Origin of the sequence: Spiroplasma endosymbiont of Nebria brevicollis, assembly GCF_964030895.1 — a bacterium.
Lineage (GTDB): Bacteria > Bacillota_I > Bacilli_A > Mycoplasmatales > VBWQ01 > Spiroplasma_E.
The window spans coordinates 1,077,024-1,100,178 of record NZ_OZ034986.1 but is presented as its reverse complement, the minus strand read 5'-3'; the positions used below and the strand labels follow the sequence as shown (position 1 = coordinate 1,100,178).

General features: G+C 26.0%; 40 protein-coding genes. 33 read left to right on the top strand and 7 right to left on the bottom strand.

Features of this window, described 5'->3' with window-relative positions; translation table 4 throughout:
* Positions 1-4 precede the first annotated feature (4 nt).
* The 3 genes from lspA to AAHM98_RS06475 are packed head-to-tail and all read left to right on the top strand — an operon-like array spanning position 5 to position 2,893.
* Entirely contained in the window at positions 5-709 is a 705-nt protein-coding gene (gene lspA, locus AAHM98_RS06485) for a signal peptidase II (RefSeq protein ID WP_342276041.1), read from the top strand.
* Positions 591-1,517: an RluA family pseudouridine synthase gene (locus AAHM98_RS06480; protein WP_425289609.1), complete on the top strand. Its 927-nt coding sequence runs from the start codon at positions 591-593 to the stop codon at positions 1,515-1,517. The genes lspA and AAHM98_RS06480 overlap by 119 nt, the downstream gene beginning before the upstream one ends.
* Complete coding sequence (locus tag AAHM98_RS06475; RefSeq protein ID WP_342276039.1) at positions 1,517-2,893, top strand: hypothetical protein; 1,377 nt, start codon at positions 1,517-1,519, stop codon at positions 2,891-2,893. Before AAHM98_RS06480 ends, AAHM98_RS06475 begins: the two co-directional genes overlap by 1 nt.
* A 62-nt stretch (positions 2,894-2,955) precedes the next feature.
* Here AAHM98_RS06475 and AAHM98_RS06470 read toward each other — a convergent pair whose 3' ends face one another.
* Together AAHM98_RS06470 and AAHM98_RS06465 are read right to left on the bottom strand one after the other, a co-directional pair.
* The gene (locus tag AAHM98_RS06470; RefSeq protein WP_342276038.1) at positions 2,956-3,516 is read right to left on the bottom strand and encodes a hypothetical protein; all 561 of its coding nucleotides are present in this window, start codon (positions 3,514-3,516) and stop codon (positions 2,956-2,958) included.
* 166 nt (positions 3,517-3,682) lie between these two features.
* Entirely contained in the window at positions 3,683-4,180 is a 498-nt protein-coding gene (locus AAHM98_RS06465) for a hypothetical protein (protein WP_342276037.1), read from the bottom strand.
* Between the two features lie 392 nt (positions 4,181-4,572).
* Here AAHM98_RS06465 and AAHM98_RS06460 point away from each other — a divergent pair, with 392 nt between their 5' ends.
* Positions 4,573-5,109, top strand: coding sequence for an IS1595 family transposase (locus tag AAHM98_RS06460; protein ID WP_342275883.1), 537 nt, complete (start codon positions 4,573-4,575; stop codon positions 5,107-5,109).
* A 106-nt stretch (positions 5,110-5,215) separates the two neighbouring features.
* Here AAHM98_RS06460 and tsaE read toward each other — a convergent pair whose 3' ends face one another.
* The 3 genes from tsaE to AAHM98_RS06445 are packed head-to-tail and all read right to left on the bottom strand — an operon-like array spanning position 5,216 to position 7,108.
* A complete protein-coding gene (gene tsaE / locus AAHM98_RS06455; RefSeq protein ID WP_342276036.1) occupies positions 5,216-5,698 on the bottom strand; it encodes a tRNA (adenosine(37)-N6)-threonylcarbamoyltransferase complex ATPase subunit type 1 TsaE in 483 nt (160 codons plus the stop codon).
* A gap of 26 nt (positions 5,699-5,724) precedes the next feature.
* Complete coding sequence (pnuC, locus tag AAHM98_RS06450) at positions 5,725-6,648, bottom strand: nicotinamide riboside transporter PnuC (RefSeq protein ID WP_342276035.1); 924 nt, start codon at positions 6,646-6,648, stop codon at positions 5,725-5,727.
* 13 nt (positions 6,649-6,661) lie between these two features.
* Positions 6,662-7,108, bottom strand: a complete 447-nt coding sequence (locus AAHM98_RS06445; RefSeq protein ID WP_342276034.1) for a hypothetical protein — start codon at positions 7,106-7,108, stop codon at positions 6,662-6,664.
* A 293-nt stretch (positions 7,109-7,401) separates the two neighbouring features.
* Between AAHM98_RS06445 and asnS the strand changes: the two genes are divergently transcribed.
* The 4 genes from asnS to AAHM98_RS06425 all read left to right on the top strand — a co-directional run bounded on the left by asnS (position 7,402) and on the right by AAHM98_RS06425 (position 10,540).
* Positions 7,402-8,817 carry an asparagine--tRNA ligase gene (gene asnS / locus AAHM98_RS06440; RefSeq protein WP_342276033.1) on the top strand — a complete coding sequence of 472 codons (1,416 nt, stop codon included), beginning with the start codon at positions 7,402-7,404 and terminating at the stop codon, positions 8,815-8,817.
* 581 nt (positions 8,818-9,398) lie between these two features.
* Positions 9,399-9,599 (top strand): hypothetical protein, encoded by a 201-nt coding sequence (locus tag AAHM98_RS06435; RefSeq protein WP_342276032.1) that lies wholly within the window; start codon positions 9,399-9,401, stop codon positions 9,597-9,599.
* Complete coding sequence (locus AAHM98_RS06430) at positions 9,560-10,063, top strand: hypothetical protein (protein ID WP_342276031.1); 504 nt, start codon at positions 9,560-9,562, stop codon at positions 10,061-10,063. Before AAHM98_RS06435 ends, AAHM98_RS06430 begins: the two co-directional genes overlap by 40 nt.
* A 120-nt stretch (positions 10,064-10,183) precedes the next feature.
* Positions 10,184-10,540, top strand: a complete 357-nt coding sequence (locus tag AAHM98_RS06425; protein WP_342276030.1) for a hypothetical protein — start codon at positions 10,184-10,186, stop codon at positions 10,538-10,540.
* A gap of 38 nt (positions 10,541-10,578) precedes the next feature.
* On the opposite strand, the gene AAHM98_RS06420 is transcribed toward AAHM98_RS06425, so the two are convergent.
* Positions 10,579-11,256 carry a hypothetical protein gene (locus AAHM98_RS06420; RefSeq protein WP_342276029.1) on the bottom strand — a complete coding sequence of 226 codons (678 nt, stop codon included), beginning with the start codon at positions 11,254-11,256 and terminating at the stop codon, positions 10,579-10,581.
* 488 nt (positions 11,257-11,744) lie between these two features.
* On the opposite strand from AAHM98_RS06420, the gene AAHM98_RS06415 reads away from it, so the two are divergent.
* The 17 genes from AAHM98_RS06415 to AAHM98_RS06335 all read left to right on the top strand — a co-directional run bounded on the left by AAHM98_RS06415 (position 11,745) and on the right by AAHM98_RS06335 (position 20,120).
* Positions 11,745-12,689, top strand: coding sequence for a rolling circle replication-associated protein (locus AAHM98_RS06415; RefSeq protein ID WP_342276028.1), 945 nt, complete (start codon positions 11,745-11,747; stop codon positions 12,687-12,689).
* A 206-nt stretch (positions 12,690-12,895) separates the two neighbouring features.
* Positions 12,896-13,171 (top strand): hypothetical protein, encoded by a 276-nt coding sequence (locus AAHM98_RS06410; protein WP_342276027.1) that lies wholly within the window; start codon positions 12,896-12,898, stop codon positions 13,169-13,171.
* A gap of 57 nt (positions 13,172-13,228) precedes the next feature.
* Positions 13,229-13,432, top strand: coding sequence for a hypothetical protein (locus AAHM98_RS06405; protein WP_342276026.1), 204 nt, complete (start codon positions 13,229-13,231; stop codon positions 13,430-13,432).
* Between the two features lie 204 nt (positions 13,433-13,636).
* Positions 13,637-14,119, top strand: coding sequence for a hypothetical protein (locus tag AAHM98_RS06400; protein WP_342276025.1), 483 nt, complete (start codon positions 13,637-13,639; stop codon positions 14,117-14,119).
* 43 nt (positions 14,120-14,162) lie between these two features.
* Positions 14,163-14,468 (top strand): hypothetical protein, encoded by a 306-nt coding sequence (locus tag AAHM98_RS06395; RefSeq protein ID WP_342276024.1) that lies wholly within the window; start codon positions 14,163-14,165, stop codon positions 14,466-14,468.
* Between the two features lie 119 nt (positions 14,469-14,587).
* Positions 14,588-14,821, top strand: a complete 234-nt coding sequence (locus tag AAHM98_RS06390; protein ID WP_342276010.1) for a hypothetical protein — start codon at positions 14,588-14,590, stop codon at positions 14,819-14,821.
* A gap of 62 nt (positions 14,822-14,883) precedes the next feature.
* Positions 14,884-15,027 (top strand): hypothetical protein, encoded by a 144-nt coding sequence (locus AAHM98_RS06385; RefSeq protein WP_342276009.1) that lies wholly within the window; start codon positions 14,884-14,886, stop codon positions 15,025-15,027.
* Between the two features lie 21 nt (positions 15,028-15,048).
* The gene (locus tag AAHM98_RS06380; RefSeq protein ID WP_342276008.1) at positions 15,049-15,303 is read left to right on the top strand and encodes a hypothetical protein; all 255 of its coding nucleotides are present in this window, start codon (positions 15,049-15,051) and stop codon (positions 15,301-15,303) included.
* A 10-nt stretch (positions 15,304-15,313) separates the two neighbouring features.
* Positions 15,314-15,601: a hypothetical protein gene (locus tag AAHM98_RS06375; RefSeq protein WP_342276023.1), complete on the top strand. Its 288-nt coding sequence runs from the start codon at positions 15,314-15,316 to the stop codon at positions 15,599-15,601.
* A gap of 2 nt (positions 15,602-15,603) precedes the next feature.
* Positions 15,604-15,804, top strand: coding sequence for a hypothetical protein (locus AAHM98_RS06370; protein ID WP_342276006.1), 201 nt, complete (start codon positions 15,604-15,606; stop codon positions 15,802-15,804).
* Between the two features lie 9 nt (positions 15,805-15,813).
* Positions 15,814-16,005: a hypothetical protein gene (locus AAHM98_RS06365; RefSeq protein ID WP_342276022.1), complete on the top strand. Its 192-nt coding sequence runs from the start codon at positions 15,814-15,816 to the stop codon at positions 16,003-16,005.
* 64 nt (positions 16,006-16,069) lie between these two features.
* On the top strand, positions 16,070-16,573 hold the full coding sequence (locus tag AAHM98_RS06360; RefSeq protein ID WP_342276021.1) for a Sua5/YciO/YrdC/YwlC family protein: 504 nt from the start codon (positions 16,070-16,072) through the stop codon (positions 16,571-16,573).
* Positions 16,537-17,337 carry a hypothetical protein gene (locus tag AAHM98_RS06355; protein ID WP_342276020.1) on the top strand — a complete coding sequence of 267 codons (801 nt, stop codon included), beginning with the start codon at positions 16,537-16,539 and terminating at the stop codon, positions 17,335-17,337. The genes AAHM98_RS06360 and AAHM98_RS06355 overlap by 37 nt, the downstream gene beginning before the upstream one ends.
* A gap of 12 nt (positions 17,338-17,349) precedes the next feature.
* The gene (locus tag AAHM98_RS06350; RefSeq protein WP_342276019.1) at positions 17,350-17,535 is read left to right on the top strand and encodes a hypothetical protein; all 186 of its coding nucleotides are present in this window, start codon (positions 17,350-17,352) and stop codon (positions 17,533-17,535) included.
* A 199-nt stretch (positions 17,536-17,734) separates the two neighbouring features.
* Positions 17,735-18,268, top strand: a complete 534-nt coding sequence (locus tag AAHM98_RS06345; protein WP_342276018.1) for a hypothetical protein — start codon at positions 17,735-17,737, stop codon at positions 18,266-18,268.
* Between the two features lie 84 nt (positions 18,269-18,352).
* Positions 18,353-19,036 (top strand): hypothetical protein, encoded by a 684-nt coding sequence (locus AAHM98_RS06340; RefSeq protein WP_342276017.1) that lies wholly within the window; start codon positions 18,353-18,355, stop codon positions 19,034-19,036.
* Between the two features lie 217 nt (positions 19,037-19,253).
* On the top strand, positions 19,254-20,120 hold the full coding sequence (locus tag AAHM98_RS06335) for a rolling circle replication-associated protein (protein ID WP_342276016.1): 867 nt from the start codon (positions 19,254-19,256) through the stop codon (positions 20,118-20,120).
* A gap of 38 nt (positions 20,121-20,158) precedes the next feature.
* On the opposite strand, the gene AAHM98_RS06330 is transcribed toward AAHM98_RS06335, so the two are convergent.
* Complete coding sequence (locus AAHM98_RS06330) at positions 20,159-20,323, bottom strand: hypothetical protein (RefSeq protein WP_342276015.1); 165 nt, start codon at positions 20,321-20,323, stop codon at positions 20,159-20,161.
* Between the two features lie 267 nt (positions 20,324-20,590).
* Between AAHM98_RS06330 and AAHM98_RS06325 the strand changes: the two genes are divergently transcribed.
* From AAHM98_RS06325 to AAHM98_RS06290, 8 genes are all read left to right on the top strand, one after another.
* Positions 20,591-20,878: a hypothetical protein gene (locus AAHM98_RS06325; protein WP_342276014.1), complete on the top strand. Its 288-nt coding sequence runs from the start codon at positions 20,591-20,593 to the stop codon at positions 20,876-20,878.
* 20 nt (positions 20,879-20,898) lie between these two features.
* Positions 20,899-21,093, top strand: coding sequence for a hypothetical protein (locus AAHM98_RS06320; protein ID WP_342276013.1), 195 nt, complete (start codon positions 20,899-20,901; stop codon positions 21,091-21,093).
* 343 nt (positions 21,094-21,436) lie between these two features.
* Complete coding sequence (locus tag AAHM98_RS06315) at positions 21,437-22,045, top strand: hypothetical protein (RefSeq protein ID WP_342276012.1); 609 nt, start codon at positions 21,437-21,439, stop codon at positions 22,043-22,045.
* Between the two features lies 1 nt (position 22,046).
* Positions 22,047-22,172 (top strand): hypothetical protein, encoded by a 126-nt coding sequence (locus tag AAHM98_RS06310; protein ID WP_342276011.1) that lies wholly within the window; start codon positions 22,047-22,049, stop codon positions 22,170-22,172.
* Complete coding sequence (locus tag AAHM98_RS06305; RefSeq protein ID WP_342276010.1) at positions 22,172-22,405, top strand: hypothetical protein; 234 nt, start codon at positions 22,172-22,174, stop codon at positions 22,403-22,405. Before AAHM98_RS06310 ends, AAHM98_RS06305 begins: the two co-directional genes overlap by 1 nt.
* 62 nt (positions 22,406-22,467) lie before the next feature.
* The gene (locus AAHM98_RS06300; RefSeq protein WP_342276009.1) at positions 22,468-22,611 is read left to right on the top strand and encodes a hypothetical protein; all 144 of its coding nucleotides are present in this window, start codon (positions 22,468-22,470) and stop codon (positions 22,609-22,611) included.
* Between the two features lie 21 nt (positions 22,612-22,632).
* Positions 22,633-22,887, top strand: a complete 255-nt coding sequence (locus tag AAHM98_RS06295; protein WP_342276008.1) for a hypothetical protein — start codon at positions 22,633-22,635, stop codon at positions 22,885-22,887.
* Between the two features lie 10 nt (positions 22,888-22,897).
* Positions 22,898-23,125: a hypothetical protein gene (locus AAHM98_RS06290; protein ID WP_342276007.1), complete on the top strand. Its 228-nt coding sequence runs from the start codon at positions 22,898-22,900 to the stop codon at positions 23,123-23,125.
* Positions 23,126-23,155 lie beyond the last annotated feature (30 nt).

Below are 23,155 nucleotides of genomic sequence, written 5' to 3'. Positions count from 1 at the left end.
AATTATGGAATTCTCTTGAACAAATATTAAAAATAAGTTAAAAACTCGTGATTGAAAGTGATTAACCAAAATCATTTGTTTAGTTACTATTATTGCATTAGTAGTAACTAAACAAATGGTTAAACTCGCAGTCCAAACTAATCTGAAACAAGGACAAGAATATAGTTTCTTACCAGGATTTATTAATTTCAAATATATTATTAATTATGGTTCAGCTTTTAGTTTCTTTCAAAATCAACGTATTTTTTTAACAACGTTTGCTTTTTTAATTAGTATTACTGGTATAATTTGATTGTTATTTGCAAAATCAATAACCAGAACACTAGGCCTAAGTTTTATTATTGCTGGCACTTTGGGTAATCTAATTGATCGCTTTTTACATAATGGCGGTGTTGTCGATTTTTTATCATGACAACTATTTCCTCCCTATACTATTTTTAATACTGCTGACACGTTTATTACGATCGGCATTATCATTATTATTTTACAACTAATTATTGAACCAATAATTCATCACTATCAAGAAAAAAATGGAGAACAAAGCAATGACATCACTAACTACGGATTCACAACCAGCATCGAAAAAAGACATGCAAGTGATAAAAATAATATATCATGAAACATCAAGTATCAGACTCGACAAGTATCTAACTTCTGTTTTAGAACAATACCATTATTCACGAAGTTTTATTCAAACCTTAATTGCTAATGAACAAGTGACAATTAACGATAAAATTGTGCTTGGTGCTAAAACATCATTAAAACTTAATGATGAAATTACTATTACCATTAAAGCTACAGCACCTAGTAGTTTGCAAGCAACAGAAATTGCCTTTGAAACTGTTTATGAAGATGATGATGTTATTGTTATTAACAAACCAAATAACTTAGTTGTCCACCCTGGGGTTGGTAACTGAGATAATACATTAGTCAACGGACTTTTATTTCAATCAAAAATTGATGCGAATGATAATAATTTACGACCAGGAATAGTTCATCGTATTGATAAACAAACAACAGGTTTATTAATCGTTGCCAAAAATAATATTAGTCATAATCAATTAGCTCAACAATTGAAAAATCATGAAATTAAACGAATTTATATTGCCTTAGTTCATGGTACAATTAAAAGTAGATCAGGAACTATTAAAGCGCCAATTGCTAGAAGTACTAGTAATCGTTTAAAAATGATGGTTAATGAACAAAATAGTAAAGTTGCAATAACCCATTTTGGAGTGCTTGAAAGATTTAAAAATTATACTTTAGTGCAATGCCAGCTAGAAACAGGAAGAACACACCAAATTCGTGTCCACTTTGAATGAATTAGTCACCCCATTGTTAATGATCCTTTATATAGTAAATTTAAAGTGGAAAGTGTTAATATTGGACAATACTTACATGCCAAAGAGATTTCTTTTATTCACCCAACTACCAAACAAGAGATGACTTTTGATTGTAAGTTACCTGATTTTTTTGAAAATAAACTACAATTATTACGAAAGGAAAGTGTTAAATAATGGATGAGAAAATTTTAGATATTCTAGGCCTACAATTAGTTGATTATTTCATTACTCAACAAGGATATCTCCCATTTAATGTTCCTAAGGAATTAAAACCCTACATTAAAGGCGAAGTTTATTTAACCAATAAAGAAAGTAATACTTACCATATTATTAAAATTATTAAAGAAAATAATTTTAATGCCCAACATTTAAAAATTAAAGATGATGTTTATGAAGTGTTACATAAACAATTAGAAAAAGATGGTATTAAAGAAATCCGCTTTTTAATGATTATTTTAAATGATGATAATGAAAATGAAAATCGTGCGTCACCTGCTGTTGATGTAATTATCGCTACTCCTGATAAAATAGTAGACGAAATCGCTAAATTTTATCCAAGTATTGTTAAATCAGTTAAAGTTGATTTAACAGAAATTAGTAATAATGAAAATGATAGTAATAATGATGAAGATAGCGATGATAGTAAAGATACTGATGGTAACGGTTCTAACTTAAGTGAAAAATGAAAAAAAGTAAATTTTCAAAATCGTCGTTATTTAAGTGATACTTTAAAGAAATGTAGCAATGCTAATTTAGTTGTAACATGATTTTTATTTATTATTCCTATTATTACTTATTTTGCTTTTTTAATAATCATTTATCAGACCAAAGATGGTTGGTTGAGTAATAATTTTAATTTACAAGAATTGATTTTTGGTGCTAATTATCATAATTTAATTTTTGGTGCTCATGAATATTGAAGGTGGTTAATTTATCCATTTGTGGGCAATGATAATGGTAGTGTTCCTATTAATTTGATTTTCTCATTATTAATGTTCTATCGTGTAGGAAGATTTGTTGAAGGATTTTATGGATGATGAAAAGCAATTATTATTTGATTTGGTGCTATGATAGTAACAGGAATTTTACAAAGTGTTGTTGATCAATATAACATAATGTCTGGATTTTGAGTGTTTGTTTGAATTTCATTAGGAGCCATGCTACCTTTCATTTGAAATTACAAATTATTTAAAACACCAATTATGAGTCGTTTTGCAATAACTGTTGTCTTAATGCTATTCTTTTGGTTTTGATTTGACCAACAAGTAGTAACATTATTATACTGAATGATGGCATTTGCTTTAGGGTGATTATTTGCTTCCATTGTTGGTTATCATAATCGTAAGATGACAGTATTTTATGCTTTTAGCCCTGTAGCATTGGGTGCAGTATTTTTACTTGTTGCCTTATTATACTTATTAAATAATTACTATGCCGTTGATTATAATAATTATACGTTAACTGTTTTAGAACAATATAAGTCGTATGGCCTAATTAGTCAGAGTACTATTAATAGTTTTATGAATAATTTCTTCCATTATAATTGATAGTAATAAAATAAACCATATAAATTTTTATTTGGTCTTGCTATGTGCTTATTAGGCACCTTATTTTACATTTTTAATGAACTTGTTGGTTTAATATATGCATTTGTTGAGAACTGTTTTTCTAAATCCATGGAATTTATTTCAGTTTTTGTAAATTTATTATCTTCTGATTCATTGTTATTATTAGTATCTAATTTAGATACTTTTAATCTAATATTTTCTAAATTTTTCTTTTTTAAAAAATGTTTTTTATAACAATCTAAATATGCGTTTTTTCATTTTATAAATAATTTGCCTTCTGATGTTTCTATAAATTTTCAATAAAATTTATATCAAAATTTATTTATGATCAATTCTAATTTGTTAACATTAGTTAACAAATTTTTATGTTCTTCTAATGGTTCTAATTGTTCTTGTCATTCTAAAAGTTTAATTAGATACTCTTCTTCAGTAGATTTATATAGTAGTTCGTCAATGTTTCATTTCATTAGTTCTATTTGTTCTTTAGAGTATAACTTACACTCATTATTTGTTTTAATTATTGTAATAATTTTATCATTATATTCAAATAATTCTATTAGTGATAAAACTTCTTTATTTATGTCTTTTGCTTCAATATTTGTCATTTTCGCTTCTCCTTTTAAAATAAAAACCCATTTGCTTTAAATAAAACAATGAGTTAAAAATTATATTTAGTCTATAAGTGTATTATATAATAATTTTTTATTTATTATCTATCAATAATGAGTTTTTAATTGATTGTTATACTAGTAATGTCAGTAACAACATACATTAAGGTATTTGTAAAGTTTGATTAGGCAAGCGATACGACGACGGATGAGCATTTAGTAGCATTAAGTTCACAGGCAGGATAGGTGTGTGTGGTCTCATTATTAGCATCTTTAATATATGCCCTTGTATATCTTCATATGCTGGTGGTAAATCATGTGTTGGTTGTTGATCCAATCTATTTTCAATATTATTACCATTATCGCAAAACTTAACAAAGAGTTTTAGTGATTGACCTATAGTAATTGCTCCAAACCCAACTAGAAAAAATTCCAAGTAAGAATCATTGTCAGAAGTTTTCTCGTTTTTATCATATCCGTTTTCAATGAGTTCATTAAGACCAGACCCTCCTCCATAAAGTAAACATCCTGTACCAACAATATATAGTACATATTTTGTCTTTCTCATCATATTAAGAAAATACTTTTTTACACTACTAGTTGATAAACAACTAGTTGAATTAGTAGGTAATAATTGTTCTTCTTCTTCTATGTTATCCATTTGATTTTCTCCTTTTCATTATTTTATATAATTAAATTATTAGTTGAACAAAATTCTTAACTAATAATTTAACGGACTTCTCCCCACATGTACTTGTGGAGGAAAAAATGAATTGAAATGAATTCAACAGAATATTTCAAACTGAAAAACAATGTCTTGCATATATAGCAAGTTTGAAACAAAGCAAATGTATTAGGTGTTCTAGTTTTAATTTGAATACTTCTGATTTAAAAAGAATGAGATGTTTGAAATGTCATCAAACATTTAGTATTCTCACGGGCACTATATTTTCAAAGTCCCAAACGTCTTTAATATCTTGGTTTTATCTCATCTTTAGATGAATAAACACCAAACATGGAATTCCATCAACTGATGTTGCAAAAGAATTGGGAGTGACCTTGAAAACAGCTTGAAGAATGGGTCATAAAATCCGAAGTGCCATTGCTAAACAAAAACCTCAATTCATTGTTGAAGGGATAGTGCAAATAGATGAAATGTATCTTTCACATATGGGTTTTAAAAAACAAGGAAGATCCTTGTTAAACAAAACCTTGATTGTTGGCATTTATCAAAAAACAACCAATAATTTAATTGTGAAAGTATTGAAAAACGCAAACAGTAAAAATCTTTTGCAGTTTGCAAGAAACCACATGTCTTCAAAGTGTGATGTACATACTGATTTGTGAAAAGGATATCGCGATTTGAAATCGGTTTTCACTAAGCATGAAACAGTTAACCATCAAAATGGCTATGTTTCAAAAACTGGTGTAAATACCAACCAAATTGAATCAGTATGAAAACATATACGAAGAACATTTAAAACACATATCAAAGTTGCAAAACATCATGTTCATTTATATGCAAAAGAATCAGCATATAAATTCAATAACATACCTAGTTTTGAAACTGTAATGCTATGTTTGATTTAAAACTGTGGGGAGAAGTCCGTAGATAGGCTTTTCTCAGCATTTATGTGATAAAATTTAATAGTACATAAAGGGAGAAAAGCCTAATTTAATATAACATAGAATGATTTTAAATAATAAATAAGTGCTTTAATCAATCTTGTAGTTGTTTTTTATCTTTATTTGTTAACAAATTAGTATTAACGGTTATTACTCTTTTTGTTGCATTAGTAATGGTAAAATTAATTTCTATGTACATATGTTGTTGTCAATTAATAGGTAGTTTATCAGGTCATTCAATAATCATAAAATTATTAGCCATGATTTCATAGTATTCTTCAAGATGGGTCACATTATTTAAACGATAAGCATCCATATGAATTAAGTTTCATTTATGTTTAGTTGCATATTGATTTCAAATAATAAAAGTCGGTGAATTAATAATATCACTAACACCAAGTTCTTCACCAATTAATTTTGTTAATTGTGTTTTTCCACTACCAAGTGTCCCGTTTAACAATAAGATTAAATTAGGTTGGGCAATATTGGCAATTATTCTTGCTAATTGTTTGGTATCTTTTAAATTATTTAAAAGATATGAATTATGGTTCATAAGTTTTATGTTGTCCTTTCTAATAACTAATTCTTAAATTGTTGTGGTGTTTCATATTTTAATATTTCGTTTTTAGTTTTTTCTGTTAATTTCTCACGACTACGAACAAAGAATCATTGATAACACCCAAAACATGAGTTACCAAGTGCTACTATTCACATAATTAACAAATTAATATCTATAGTACTATGAGCAATTCCAGAATACATTGTTATTTGCAGTATATTAACAATAATTCAAAAAATTCATTGTTCACGAAAACGCATTAACATTAAAATTTGGGCAGCAATACTCAAACCATTAGTTAAAGAATCAAGAACATGTGGTAATAATTTGGATCAGTTTTTTCCTTCAAAATCATAAGTACCTAATATAACACGAGAAAACTCGGGAATTTCAAAATAAAAGAAAACAGTTAAGATAATGGAAAAATAAATTGTTACCATACCTGTTTTTAAATTAAGACGTTTTGAAATAATGTCTTGTTGGGAATCTAAGTTAAATTTTCATAAACTATAACCAATAAATTGGAATGGTAAAAAGAAAAATAAATTTAACTGCATATCGCCAACGTAATCTCATGTTAAAGAAAATAAACCATATACGGTTACAGAAATAAATCCTCAAAAATAGTTAGATATTTTACCTAATGCTATTAAAATGACACAAATTATATTGGTAAAGGCAGCCATTCCATTTAGCATTAGTAATACTTGTTTTCAAGTTTCTTCTTGTTTATTATTAACAATTTTCCAAATTGATGGAAAATGTTTAGGGTTAAGAAAATGGTTAAAATCAAAGAATATATTTCAAACCATAAATAATCCTAAGCAAATAATGGCTACTTGAGCCGAAAAAGGAATAGATTTTAAATCACGAGGAATAGTTAATAAGAATTGCTGAATATTTTTTACTTTTTGTTTTACTATTGTTTTTTTATTTTTAAACATTTAGTTATTACCTTTACATAATTTGTGGATGGATTATTATTTTATTTAAACATAATTTGGCATAAATTGCTAGTGCTAGTGTATCATTAACGCCAACAAATTCTTTTTGATTAACAAAACTACCATTAATACCACGCTCACCTTTACTATTATCGCCAGGACCAAAATAAGTTTCTTTTAAATCCAAGTTTAAACTAGAAATATCAAGGGCATACAGATGTCATAATTTGATAGAGGTTTTATTAGCATAGTAACTACCAACAGCATAAATGTTTTCTTTAGACAGTGCTGTGATATCAATCCCTGTTTCTTCTAATACTTCATCCATAACTGTTTGTAAAACTGTTTGTTCTTTTTTACAGCCACCAGTTAAAGTTCCGTATTTAGTTTCTAATTTAGTTTCAAATAAAGGATTTTTTTCATTAATTAATAAAAATCAAGATTGATTATGTTGGAACACAAATGGTAAATATAGCTACACCTTCATTATTGCACCAAGGTTCACTAACTCCTTCCATATGACCTTTTTTAATTATTTCTAAAAATTTATGCATAATATATAACCTCCTTTTTAGTTAACTATTTATTAAATTATAACACTAACTCATTATTAAAAAACTAAAAATAATTTTACAAATTACTTTTGTGTTATCAAATTACCGTTTATTAAAAATAATTAGGATAGTTAATATACTATTCTTAATAGTTAATATATAATTATTTTACTATATAAAATTATAAGGAGGAAGCACAATGATTTATACCATTAATAATTTATTTATTAATACTAATGAAAAATCAAATCGAAAATTACCAGAACAAATAACTATTAATGGGTGAATACGATCTAATCGTAATGGTAAAAATGTTGGATTTTTAGATGTAAATGATGGTTCTTCTGTCAATAACTTACAAGCAGTTTATAATATGAAACTTGAAAATTGAAAAGCATGTACAAGCCTTACTACTGGCAGTGCTATTAGTGTTAGTGGTAACTTATTATTAACACCAGGTAAAAGCCAACCCTTTGAATTACAAGTAACTAATATTATTATTTATAATGTTGCTGATCCTAATTATCCTATTCAAAAGAAAGAACACACTAATGAGTTTTTACGAGATAATGCCCATCTCCGTGGTCGTACTAATACCTTTTTAGCAGTGTTTAAAATTCGTGACCAAGTATCGTGAGCTATTCATAAATTTTTCCATAACCAAAACTTTGTCTACTTACACAGTCCCATTATTACAGCCAATGATGCTGAAGGAGCAGGTGAAAACTTTATTGTGACAACAATTACTAATAACAAGTATCAAGATGATTTTTTTGGTCAAAAAGCGTCGTTAACTGTTAGTGGTCAGTTAAATGCAGAAGCTTATGCCCAATCATTACAAAAAGTATATACTTTTGGTCCTACTTTCCGTGCTGAAAATTCTAATACTTCACGTCATGCTGCTGAATTTTGAATGATTGAACCAGAATTTACATTTGCCAATTTACAAGATAATATTAAATTAGCCCAAGCATTAATTAAAAGTGTGATTAACGATGTGTTAGATAATTGTTTACCAGAACTAACTTGATTAAACCAAAAACAAGTAACTAAGGAGCAACCATTAATTGATAAATTAAAAGTTGTTGCTGGTGCAAAATCTGACTTTAAAGTTATTACTTATAGTGAAGTCATTGACTTACTAATTAATGCTCAAGGAGCAGGGAAAGAATTTGAGTTTAAAGATATTAAATGAGGAATTGATTTACAATCTGAACATGAAAGATATTTATGTGAAGAAATTACCAAACAACCAACATTTGTTATTAATTATCCACAATCCATTAAAGCATTTTATATGAAATTAAATGCGATGGACGTTAACCATCCTGAACAAAAAACAGTAGCTGCTATGGATTTATTAGTACCTGGGATTGGTGAGTTAATTGGTGGTTCAGTTCGTGAAGACAATTATGAACAGTTATTAAGCAATAAGAAGCAATTTAAAATAGCAGGTGATGGCTTACAATGATACTTTGATTTACGTAAGTATGGTTATGCTCCTAGTGCTGGCTTTGGTTTAGGACTAGAACGTTTACTAATGTTTATAACAGGAATTAGTAATATTAGAGACGTAATTCCTTTTCCAAGAACACCTAATAATTTATCATTTTAAAGATTAGGCTTATTTACTGAAGGTTGGGTAGTTTTTCAATATTTAAGTATCATCATATCAGTTTTCAAAATTTTTTATTTAGCAATTGAATTAATGACAAAAAAAATGAGCAATTGCTCATTTTTTAATAAAATTTGAAGATATAATTATCCCAAGTTAGGGTCGAATCTATTCTTAGCATTATTTGTTAATTCTTTTCTACGGTTATCGAATTCTTGCTTTAATTGTTAAGTCAAAGAAAGAATTTGTGTTTTCAGTAGTTTTGGCTGCGACTGTTTACTTGTTCTTTTTGCTCATCTAACGCTTTGAGATTGTCGTTTAAATGTTTTAATTTATAAAGGTATCATATAAATATTTCATTTAGTGTCTATCAACAATAAGTTTTTAATTGCTTTTAGTTTCTCTTTTTGTGTTTAAATGAATTCATATTTCCTGACTTTCCTTTTGATTATGTCCCAACCTAAGATTAAAATATAATTCAAAATAATTTGACAGAAAATTAAACAAACAAATTTTTTTACTAATAAGTGTTATAATTAAAATAAGCGGTTACTATTTTAAATGAAAAGGGAGGAAAAATAATGAATGAAAAAGTTTTTGCTTTAAAGCAAAAATTACGACCACATAAATTTTTAGGTTCACAATATTTTATTTTAACATTTTTTTGATTAATATTTATTGGTCTATTAATGACAGCTTTAATCTTATTCTTACAAGAACGAGCACAAATAAAGATTATAAGTTGGATGCTGCAAAAACTGGTTGATATCAACAATTACTAGCAATCAAATATCCTTTAATTGACTTTTCTTTATTGTCATTTCAATTTGTAAAAGGTAAAGAAACACCAATTAGTGATTATAGCGCTGCTTGAACCCAACGTGTAAATAGTGTTAATACTGCCTATTCATACATCTTTATTGCTTTAATTGGATTTGTTTATTATATTGTAGTAATTATTAAATTATACAAATGTAATCACTTTGAAAAGAAATACGGTTTAAGTACCCAATTTTCTAATGATTATCCTATCTATGATACTAAAATGTATTTAGGATTTGTTATTAATTTAGCTATTGTTTTTAGTTTCTTTAATTTTTTAACAACATTAATTGTTTTAATTTATGGTGTAGTATTAGTTTTAAATTCATATTTTTTCTGATATATCTTAAAAACTAAAACAGAAGTATTAGTAATACATAAATGATGAAAATCACCTAATTTTGTATTATTTACTACAATATAATAAACAAATCCAATTAAAGCAATCTTTGTTCAACAATTCAATGTTAACTTAGATTTAATTCTTTCTATTATTCTGCCAATTGGAACTATTACCATTGTTATTACTTTACTAATTAAAAATATGTTAGCAACACAAGTATCAGCTGTTAAAAATGCTATTAAAACGATTGGTGCTAAAGTTAGTGCTTTCCAGATTTTCTATTATACTCAAAAAGAAAAATCATTAGAAGATTATAATTTTGTTAGTGCTTTACCAACATTTGTTAAACTACCATTACAAAACAATAGTATTAATACCAAGCAGACTTTGGTTCTCATGCAAACCATCGATGAAACTGTTTTATATTTTAATAGTCATTTTACCAAACCAAAAGAATTAAATTATATGCTTTATCATTTATTTAATAATATTACTGATGTTAAAGAAATTGAGGAAATTAAAAGTAACATTGTTAAATTACCAAAAAAAGCTAATTAACTTATACTTGTTATGCTTATGCTAATATTGAATTAAGATTAGTAATAACTTTGAATATGACTAATTCGTCTTTGAATCAAACTAAATAAAATATAAATAAAAGTAAAACGTAAGATTTCAATTCCAATTAAAATAAAGAATACTTTTGTAACATTGTTATTAAAGTTAATAATATTGTTTAAATAGTCACCTGGTCGTGATAGGGTAGGATTAAAGTATAGTACTACTAATGTTAATGAAAAAGCTAAGGAAGCAACAACCGCATTTAATGGTACTAGTACTAATCCCGCACTAACTTTCTTAATAACATCAGTTTTTAAATTGTTACTCTTATTACGTAATTTAAATAAATAGTAATAAATAAAATAAAAAGAAATAATAAAGACAACATTAGCAATATCATCAAAGAAAATTTGTAATGGTGGATGGTCACCATCTAATAATAAATGTAATCACGGTTCAACAACACCAATCACTAATGTATAATAGAGACCAATGATTGGAATAGCAAAAGCAATAATTAATGAATCAAACACTCGTAATGGTAAAATTACCCCCATAAATTGAACAGGAATTTCGATTAATGATGATGCTACTGCTAAACCTAATAAAATTCCTGTTAGAGTAATTTTGAACATTTGCGCTTTGGAATTAGATTTTAATTTCTTATTACTTTTAAATTCGATTGTTTTTTTAAACTTGACACTGTTTTCCATTATACTTGCTCCTTCTAAATACTTATTTATAAAAATTATAAATTAATTTAGAAAAAATGCAAGTTATTTATCCTCTAGAGTTAATTTGCTATATTTTCTAGTTAACTCATTAGCATATTTAATTATCACTCCATCATAATGGATTTAATATTATATGTATTTCAAATATAAATACACATACTTGGACTGCCGTGTACCACATACCATATATGAATATAGAATTAATAGAACCAAAAACAGACTATTTTATTAAAAGAAAAGAATTACAAATATCTTTTTTAAAGTTTTAAAAATAATTCATAAAAATTTTAATTAATATTAAAAACTCGTTGTTGATAGACAATGAATATAAATCATTCATAATTAAATTAAATTAAGTATCATTTTTGTTTTGTGTTTGTTTTTATAATTTTTTATTTTAGTATTTGTTTGTTATTAAAATGTATGAAATTGGTGTTTAAAAAACCTAGAATTGCCGAGTTTTATATATGGATATTCAACAAGATTTTTATGTTAAAAAGATTTTTTATGCTTGTTATGTTAAGAATGTGATTTTACCTATTTCTTTTTTAAATAATATTGGGAATGTTAGGGGAAAGTCTTATGTTGGTAATAAACAAAAATTAAGAAATAATACATCTCGTACTAAGACTAATTTAATACAAAAAGCATTACATAATTTTTATGATAGTAAAATGATGAGTTTTCTTACTTTAACTTATAAAGATAATATGCAAGATATTAAAAAAGCAAAAAAAGATATTCGTTTATTTTTTCTTAAATTAAAAAAGTGATGAAATGACCCTAAACGTTCTAAATATTTAGGTGAATTAAAGTATTTTTATGTTTATGAATATCAAACTCGCGGTGCTGTACATTTTCATATTTTATTTAATAGAAAAATACCTTACAGTATGATAATTGATTGATGACCACATGCTGAGAAGCAAGGTATTAAGTTAATTGTTGTTAAAAAAGGTACAAATGAATTTGTAGTTAAATATTTAGGGAAATATGTTACAAAAGCATTAGATGATGTTAAGTCTTTAAATCAAACAGATGTAGGTGTAAAGGCTTATGCTTTTAGTCGTAATTGTAAAAATCCTATTGTAGTTCGTGGAATTAAAAACATGACAATACAAGATATAATTAAAGCAACAAATGTGTTTTATTTTAAAACGCCAAAAGATAGTGAAGGTAATACTGTTATGATTGGTGGTATTATTGAAAGTACTGTTGTAAATGATTATTTTAAAGAATATGAAGATTATGAACGTTATGGATATTTAAGTGCATTATCGCATAAGCATTATTTACGGACTAGTGAAATTGGTTATTTAATTCAAAAAGATAAAAATGTTTTGACTTTTCTTAATAAAGTTTTTGGTAATAAAGTTGAAAAAATATTTTTTCAGAAAAAAGTGTTACATTAGAAAAAAACTGATTTTTCTATATTTTTACTTATATATATAATGGTTAATGAACATTAGTAATTATGGCAATTCTTACTAGTGTTCATTTTTTTATTTTTAATTGTATTTTTATTTTTTTATGATATACGCTTATTAAGCGTAGGTTACCCTACTATGCTTAACTTATTAAATTAAATTTTAATGAATTGCCGAGGTTAAGTTTTTTTATGTTTAAAGTTCAATTAGTTAATATTGAAAAAGGGCGTATTATTCCCGATAAAAATAATAAAGGTCAAACATTAAAGTTTGATGTTTTGAAGTTTGTAGAAATAAATAGACAAACAAGCGTGCCAACTGGTCAAACACGTGATAAATGATATAATCCAGAATTTGCTAGTGATTTTAATAATTGTTTATCTACTGTTGATTTAAAAGTTGGTAATTTTTATTCACTTGAATTAGATTTAAGCGGTAATATTAAAAAACTTTCTAATTGAAAATAGTTATTTATTAAAAGGGTAATTTTAAATAATTATTTTAGGTTAGGAGAAAATTAAATTATGGCTAAAAATGATAATTGCTCATGTGAACAACCATTTCATTTAGCAATGTATATGTGTAAACTTTGTGGCCAAATTATTTGTCCTAAAAGAGTTTTACAAAATTTATATACTAGAAAATATTATTGTCCAAATTGTATATTAGATATTGCTTTAAATAAGGCAATGAGACAGCAAGAAAGTAAGTTAAATTATGAAACATAAGTGTGGTGATTGAACTTATGAACGAATATATGGTTGTGAAATGTGTTATAAAATAGCAAATGAAATGGAATGAATAAGAAAAGAGAATAAAAGAAATAAATAAAAATTTAATAAGGGGCATATATATACTTTTTAGTGTATTTTTGCCCCTTACTCTAATTAGTATAAATAAGCTCCTTATTAATAAAGTAAGGAGTTTTATTTATGCCTAATGAATTAGAACAAACTAGTAATTATACTTTAACAAAGATAGTAAAAATAGGATTAAGTCCATTAAGTGCTATGGTTGGAGTTGGTGCTTATTATGGTCAATATTTAAAAAACCCAATATTAGGCAGTATTAATTCTTTATTATTTAGTAAGAAATTAGGAATTGATATATGGAATATTAATCAAAGACCAACTACTAGAAATAAAGTTATTAATAGTTATAAAAAGATATTTTTGGGTTTAAGTACAATTGGTTTAATTAATTATGCTAAGTTTGTTCAATATGTAGATAAGTCTTTGTCTTTATTAAAAGATGAACCTTGTTTTTGACCACCTTGTCCAACTGAACCACCAAGACCAACATATCCACCATTTACAACTATTAAACCTATTATTGATGTGCCTTTTGTAGATTGAGATACTTATATATCTTTAAATAGTTTTGGTATAGCGAATGTTGTTAGTGGTTTAAGTTAATTAATACCTAATCGTTTTGAGAGTATAAGAAAGATTTGTAATTATGGCAACTGGTGGATGTTTAATTAGTAGTGGTGTAGCAATGGGTATTAATAATGCTTATGCTATTCCTACAATAATAGCGGGTGCTAGTGAAATAGTTAATACTTTATTGTTACCATTGGGAAGTACTCATAATAATACTGAGTTACAAGAAGTTTTTACTGATGAAAGAGCGGGGTTAATTAATGACAGTGTTGTTGATGATTATCAAAGTATTAATGATAGTAGCAGTAATTATAGTTTTGACGGAAGTGAACTTAATATTAATGCAAGGTTAGAATTTGATGAAAATTATTATAGATTATAGGAGATGTTTAAAATGAATAAATGTTATTGTCAACGAGATTATAGGTGTATGTGTATAGAATTAGAACAAGGATTAAATGAAAATATGAATTATGATGATTTTTTAGGGGGTAGAAAATAATGGATATGAAAGAGATAGTTAAATATTTAACGTATATGGGTGGTTTTGGTCTTATTCTTTGATTTTCTCGTAATTGAATACATGAAGGTATACAGAAATTTAAACATAAAAAACATGTAAAGGAAAATGATAGTGACCCTGATTGTTTATATTGTCGTAAAGATTTTGAAAAGAAAAAACGTAGATTGGAAATGGAAAAACAACAAAAAGAATTAGAGAAAGGGGGTGATTAATATGCCAACAGGATTAAGTGCCTTATTAACCATGATAGGTGGTGTTGGACAACAATTATTAAATGCTTTTACTTATTTTTGGTTGAGTATTTACAACTGGTGATGGTGGAACACTTACAAATTGACCAGTGCTAATTTCAATTGTATTTATGGTATTAGTGTTTATTAAACAATTTGTGGGTCATATTATTCATGGAACTCATTAGTAATTAGAAAGGAATTAAGCAATGGTAAAGTTATTTTTTAGTTTAGTTTTTGTTTTGCCTTTGTTAGGTAAACTTTTACCGACTGTTAATACATTAGTGCAAACTATTTATATGCAGTATCTAAGTTCCTTTACTGGTTTACATACTGTGACACTTTTTATTAAGTCGTTCTTTTATGATAGTTTGTATACTTTGCCTTTGCCAATTCTTGCTTTAATAAATGTTAGTTTTGTTTTTTATTTAATTTTAGGATTATTTAGATTTACAAGACATTAGGAGTGAAATTATGTTTATACCTTTTATTACAACAGTAATGAAATTATTTAGTCAAATATTTATGAAGTTTTTTAGTTTTCCAATTGGTGACTTAGGTTTTAATTTAGGTACGTTAATGGTATTTTTAATTTTTCTTAAATTTGCATTTAGAGTGATTTTACCCGAATTAATATTACCAACATTAGGATTAGGTTATGGTGTTAAGAAAATTGGTAAGGCTTCTGTTTCAGTTGGTAAAGCAATTGCTAAGGGCCATAAGCAAACACAAGATGTTAGTGGAATTAATATAGGTGATTAGTTATGTCTGATTTTGTTGTTAGTATTTTGCATTTTATTTTTATATTTTCTAATAAAGATATTTCTATGTTTTTAAATCAAACGGTTGATGTTACTAATGAAGTTTATATTTTGTTTAATTTGACTTTTTGACTTGTGTTAGGAGTATTTTTTAATTTTATTTATCGTAGTATTAAATTTGTTTTTAGGTCGTTATTTGGGTAGGTGGTATTTATGAGTGTTTGAGATATTTACAATCAAATACATCAATGTATAGTTGATTATTGAACTATGTTTTTGGGTAGTCCGGTTGATAACTTTACTGCTATTTTATGAAATTTAGTAGTTTATGGTATACAGTTTTTTATTGGATTTGTTTTATTTTATGGTTCATGGTGAATTTTAAAGTGTTTATTTGGTAAATAATTATGTGATTTAAGTTTGCTAAATTATTTTAATTGTAAATACTTCTGTTCAAGCACCTACTTCTTTGATTGTTTCAAATAACCCAAATGTTGTTAATTATGATATTACAGATGAAATGGTTAAACATGTTAAGTACCATAGTTTTGATGATTGGTCAACAATTCCATGAAATTCTGCTTATTTTGATATTGACCAACCTGATTTAAAATTAGTAAGTGGTTATTTTTATGATTATTTTCATCCTGATTATCAATATTTTTTAAATTATGTTAGTGATGTTGCAGGTGTTTTACAAAAACATGTTGATTTTACTAGTCATTTGATTTTTGATGATGAAAAAGCAATTGCAGAAATTTATAAAATTAAAAATCGTGGACACAATAAACCTTTACCAATTTTAGTTGGTAGTTGAGAACAAGCTAAATTAGTAGGAATAATCAGTGAAGATTTACAAAGATTTTTAACTACTAATTTTAAAGAAGGGAAAGTCACAGTTATTGTTGCTAAACAACCAATGTTAAATACCCCATATTGAATTACAAAATCTTCAGTTGCTTTTTCATCATAGCTTTACCAACAGATACGGTTTATGGTCTTGCTGCTAAATATAATGATGAACAGTTAAATGCTTTTTCAAGGATTATTTTTAATCATAATTTAGTACAAACTAAGCAAGATAATTATATTGAATTTGGTGGTGTTGCTGGTCAACAGAAATTTAATGTTCAGTTAGAATTTGAAATTTCTAAACCTTTAAGTTTTTATATACAAGGATTTATGTTTTATTTTAATTTTCATTATCTTGGTTCTAGTTTTAATTTTTCATTTTTAGATTATGAAGGTAATACAAAATATGTTTTTAAAGGATTAGTTAATAGTCACTCTTATTTACAAGATATGTATAATTTTATTACTATGCCGGTTCGTGTTCCTAATTTGAAGTATTTAACTATAACTTTTTCTATTAATTCTATTATTGAAAATCCACAACAGTCGGTATCAGTTAGATTTGGTCAAATTAATATTTTTTCAAGTGAAAATATAACACCAGTACCCCCAAATAGTCCTTTTAATCCTGAATATGAACGAGTTAGTTGATATGATGTTTTTGGTCATTTACGTAATGCTTTTAGATGAGTGTTATTTGGTGTAGTTGGTAAACTTTTACCAGTAGAACCATTAAGAGAATTTTTTGCTAAGATTGACGGTTTATTAAGACGTATTTTTGATGATACTATTAGTTCATTTTTAAATGTTGATTTTACTAGTGGTTTAGAACAAGTATTAACTTTATGAGTATTTTTAAAATCAGTAGGGTTTTTAATTGGTTAGGAGTGAAAGATAATGCCTTGGTATGGATATTTAATTTTAGGAATTTTGTTAGTTATAATTCTTTATCCGTTTTTAATAACTAGAAAAAATATAAAGATATTGCAACGTGTAGGTAGTTATATTATTTCAGCGCCACCACGTACTGGTAAGTCAGCATTTGCTTGTTGTTTGGCACAAAGACATGAAGGTAGAGAGTAGTTAGTCCTATTCCTATTAAAGTTCGTAATGAATACAGTTATCGCTGTTCCTATGATGATGTTTTTAAATTTAATCAATTAAATAGTAATTATGCTTTTAATGAGAATGATATGGTTGTTTTAGATGAATTAGGTTTAAAGATTAATAGTAATGATTTAGCACCGGAATTTAAAGAAACACAGGAGAGTTTGGGAATGTTTTGAAATTAATAGGTCATAATTTTAATGGAATAATGTATATGATTGAACAACACCCTGATAGAATACCAAAGCAAGCACGTGAAAAAGTAGAGTATATTGTTCAAGTTAAGAGAATGCGTATTTTATTATTTTTAGTTAAGTTTAAACTTAATATTTATACTAATGTTGATGATTATAATAAAATTGTTTTATCTAAAAGACAAACTAAGAAAATAATTAAAAAGGGTGGTTTTCCCCCAAGTTATAGTGGTGAGACTATGACTTTTAGTTTGTGATTTCCTAGGTCTTATTTACAAAAATATAATAGTCGTGCTTTGCATTATATTCATGATTTAAAAAGTGATTTGAGTAGTGTTAAAGAGTATGAACAGTCACAAGGTTTAGAATTTACTGTTGATGATATTAGAGCGGTAGGATTAGATAAGTTGGATAATATATTACAGACTGAAAAAAAAGAAACCGAAAATATTGTATGTCGTGCTTGTTATTATAGAAATAAACATTTTAAAAAAAATAAAAAAATGTTAAAATAAATTTATAAACTTAATATAAGTTTTTAACTCATTGTTTTTTTAAAACAAATGAGTTTTTTCATTTTAATAAAGGAGAAATATAATATGCCAAATATTCAAAATTATCAATCAATTAACAGCGATATTGAAAATATAAATTCAGAATCAAATATAGACATTATTTATTATAGTATTAGATGAAATGCTTTTAAAAATTTAATGAAAAATGGTAGTAGATTAGGTGTTTTGTGTTGTTTTGCAGCATTAACAGATGCCTATATTCAAAACGAATTAACTGAGGATAAATTTAGTAATTTTTCAGAATTCTTTCAAAGAACTAAAACATATCTTTCATGGGGATTAGCAGCTATAAGTTTTAGTATTCTTGTAGATAAAAGTGCTTTTCATTATGTTGATGAAGTTATTAAAGATATTAAAGAATTAATAATAGGTAAAAAATGTTTTACAAACGAAGAACAATACCAAAAAAAAGTCAAAGAATTACAAGAAAAAATTACAATTCTTCAAGAAAATCATTTGGAAAAATGTGAAGAATTAAAAGTATTTAAAGAAAATATTTTAAAAGAAATTGATGAAAAAATAAAAAATAAAAAATTTGAAGCAACCAGTGAATTTATTCATACTAAAAATTTTATTAAAGCAAATTCTAATTATAATATAGAACATATTAATAATTTTATACCTTCAAGTCAATTTGACAAACAAAAAATACATGCTGATAATGAACCTTCAACAAGTGGATATAAACCAAACTCACCAAAAATGTAAATAAACTTTATTATGGTCGGAGCCAACCAGAACCTTGATTAAGTATCACAATTGGCCGTAGTATTATTTTTATTTTTTAAAAATAATTATGATAATATTAAATAGTAATAAAATATGTAAAATTATAATAAATGTTCGGAGTTTTATATATGGAAGAAAATTTTTATATTAAAAAGACTTTTTATGGTTGTTATGTTAAAAATGTAGTACTATACCTATGTATGCTATTTTAGATAATAAACGTAATGAGAACGGTATTAAGAATTTAGGTATTAATGATACTAAGTTACGTAATAATTCTATTCGTACTAAGACTACTTTAATACATCGTGCTTATCATAATTTTTATGATAGTAAAGTTTTAAGTTTTGTTACCTTGACTTATAAGAATAATATGCACGATATTAAACAAGCAAAGCATGATATTAATTTGTTTTTTAAACGTTTAAAGCGTTTGTGAAATGACCCTAAGCGCTCTAAGTACTTAGGTAAATTAAAGTATATGTATGTTTATGAATATCAAAAACGTGGTGCTATTCATTTTCATATTTTATTTAATAGAAAAATACATAAAAGTATGTTACCACAGTGATGACCATTTGGTTTTAATGATGTAAGCGTTGTTACTAAGGGTTCTAATGAACATATTGTTAAATATTTAGCAAAGTATGTTACTAAGGTACAAAATGATTTAAAATGTCTAAATCAATTTGATTTAGGTGTTCGTGCCTATGCTTTTTCTCGTAATTGTTCTTGACCTAAAGTTATTAAGGGTCAAAAAATAATGTTGTATCAACGATTAATAGATGCTTCAATTAAAGCAATAAATTCAATGTTTTTTAAGAAAAAGATTGATAGTTTTGGTCGTACTATGCTTTTTGGTGGTAGTTTTGATACTACCATTGTTGGTGACCAGTTTAAAGATTATGAACAATATGTTTCTCTTTCAAATATTAGGTGCTTGAATGCTATTAAGCAATTTCAACCATGAGTTTATATTAAAGAAAAGATTTTAAATTTTTTAACTGGAGTTTTTGGTGATAAAGTTGAACAAATAATAATTGATAAAAGAATTCTCCATTAGTTTTAATTAGAATTTGAATTATTATTTAAGGGTGTATTTTAATCTTTTTTTTGATGATTTAAACAATAATCAGTATTATTTACTTCTTCATCATTACATTTTACAATTTTATATTTAAGGTTCATCATATGTTTTTCTTGTGGTTGTTTAGTATTGTCTATTCATGGATTTGAAAATTCTTGATATTTACATTTATTATCCATTCATTCACCTCCTTCTCTAATTATTATAAGTATTTGATATCTTAAATCAATTCTTTTTGACAATAAAATTTTAATTAAATCACTTGTATGTATGTATATATATATATATAATTGTTAATGGCACAGATATTTACCGAACATTTATATTTGTGCTTTTTTGTTGTATTTATTTATTTTTAGTGTATATTTATAATTAAGATAGTCATACCCGCTATTTTAATCTAGTTACTAATTAGTAACTTAAATGTTCGGAGGTTAAAAGCATTTATGCAAAATTTTCTATGTCAACTATCAGATTGACAAACTGACAAAATTATTAAAGATAAAAACGGTAAGGATAATAATTATACTGTCCTTACATTTTCGCCGTTTTATGAAACTGATAAAGGTATTAAAGTTTCTACTGGCGAAAAGTCAAAAGATAAATGGATTTTATTAAATAGTGCATTAGCAATAAAACTTGCTAAAATGACTATTGATGTGGGACTTTTCTATGATGTTGAAGTTTCATGAGAAGGTAAAATTATTGATATACATAATTTAAAAACTAAATAATTATTTAAAGGATTAAATTTATGTCAAAAATTAATAATTGTGCTTGTCAACAACCTTTTCATTTAGCAATGTATATGTGTAAACTTTGTGAACAAGTTATTTGTCCTAAGAAAGTTTTACAAAATTTATATACTAAACAATATTATTGTCCAAATTGTATATTAAATATTGCTTTGGTTAAACAAAAAGGACAATTACAACAAAAAGAAAATTAAAAAAACTAAATAGGGAGTATATTTATACTTTTTTGTGTACTTTACTCCCAATTATACAAATTGGTATAAATATGCTCCTTATTAATAGTAAGGAGTTTTATTTATGCCTAATGAATTAGAGCAAACTAGTAATTATACTTTATTAAAATTAATAAGAACTGGTATAAGTCCATTAAGTGCTATGGTTGGAGTTGGTGCTTATTATGGTTAATATTTAAAAGACCCAATTTTAGGAAGTATTAATTCTTTATTATTTAGTAAGAAATTAGGAATTGATATATGGAATATTAATCAAAGATCTACTACTAGAAATAAAGTTATTAATAGTTATAAAAAAATATTTTTGGGTTTGGGAACAATTGGTTTAATTAATTATGCTAAGTTTGTTCAATATGTAGATAAGTCTGTGTCTTTATTAAAAGATGAACCTTGTTTTTGACCGCCTTGTCCAACTGAACCACCAAGACCAACATATTCACCATTTACAACTATTAAACCTATTATTGATGTGCCTTTTGTGGATTGAGATACTTATGTGTCTTTAAATAGTTTTGGAATAGCAAATGTTGTTAGTGGTTTAACTGAGTTAGTACCTAATAGATTTGAAACTATTCGTAAAATAGCAAATATGGGTACTGGTGGGTTTTTAATTAGTAGTGGTGTAGCAATGGGTATTAATAATGCTTATGCTATTCCTACTATTATTGCCGGAACAAGTGAAATAATTAATACTTTATTGTTACCATTGGGAAGTACTCATAATAATACTGAGTTACAAGAAGTATTTACTGATGAAAGAGCAAGATTAATTAATGTTAGTATTAATGATTATCAAAGTACAGATGACGGTATGGTTGATGTTGATTTAAACGATAGTATGTCTGAAATTAATTTAGATAGAGCAAGTTTAAATTGGGATTATTCTTATGCTTATACGTTAGGTGGTGTTTAAAATGAAAAAGATAAAGTGAAAAAATATGTCAAGAGAGAAATTGCATAAGAAAAAAGCAAAAAGAAATTTTGAACAAAGATTAAATGAAAATATGAATTATGATGATTTTTTAGGGGGTAGAAAATAATGGATATGAAAGAGATAGTTAAATATTTAACGTATATGGGTGGTTTTGGTCTTATTCTTTGATTTTCTCGTAATTGAATACATGAAGGTATACAGAAATTTAAACATAAAAAACATGTAAAGGAAAATGATAGTGACCCTGATTGTTTATATTGTCGTAAAGATTTTGAAAAGAAAAAACGTAGATTGGAAATGGAAAAACAACAAAAAGAATTAGAGAAAGGGGGTGATTAATATGCCAACAGGATTAAGTGCCTTATTAACCATGATAGGTGGTGTTGGACAACAATTATTAAATGCTTTTACTTATTTTTGGTTGAGTATTTACAACTGGTGATGGTGGAACACTTACAAATTGACCAGTGCTAATTTCAATTGTATTTATGGTATTAGTGTTTATTAAACAATTTGTGGGTCATATTATTCATGGAACTCATTAGTAATTAGAAAGGAATTAAGCAATGGTAAAGTTATTTTTTAGTTTAGTTTTTGTTTTGCCTTTGTTAGGTAAACTTTTACCGACTGTTAATACATTAGTGCAAACTATTTATATGCAGTATCTAAGTTCCTTTACTGGTTTACATACTGTGACACTTTTTATTAAGTCGTTCTTTTATGATAGTTTGTATACTTTGCCTTTGCCAATTCTTGCTTTAATAAATGTTAGTTTTGTTTTTTATTTAATTTTAGGATTATTTAGATTTACAAGACATTAGGAGTGAAATTATGTTTATACCTTTTATTACAACAGTAATGAAATTATTTAGTCAAATATTTATGAAGTTTTTTAGTTTTCCAATTGGTGACTTAGGTTTTAATTTAGGTACATTAATGGTATTTTTAATTTTGCTTAAATTTGCATTTAGGGTTATTTTACCTGAATTAATGTTACCAACATTAGGATTAGGTTATGGTGTTAAGAAAATTGGTAAGGCCTTCTGTTTCAGTTGGTAAAGCAATTGCTAAGGGTCATAAGCAAACACA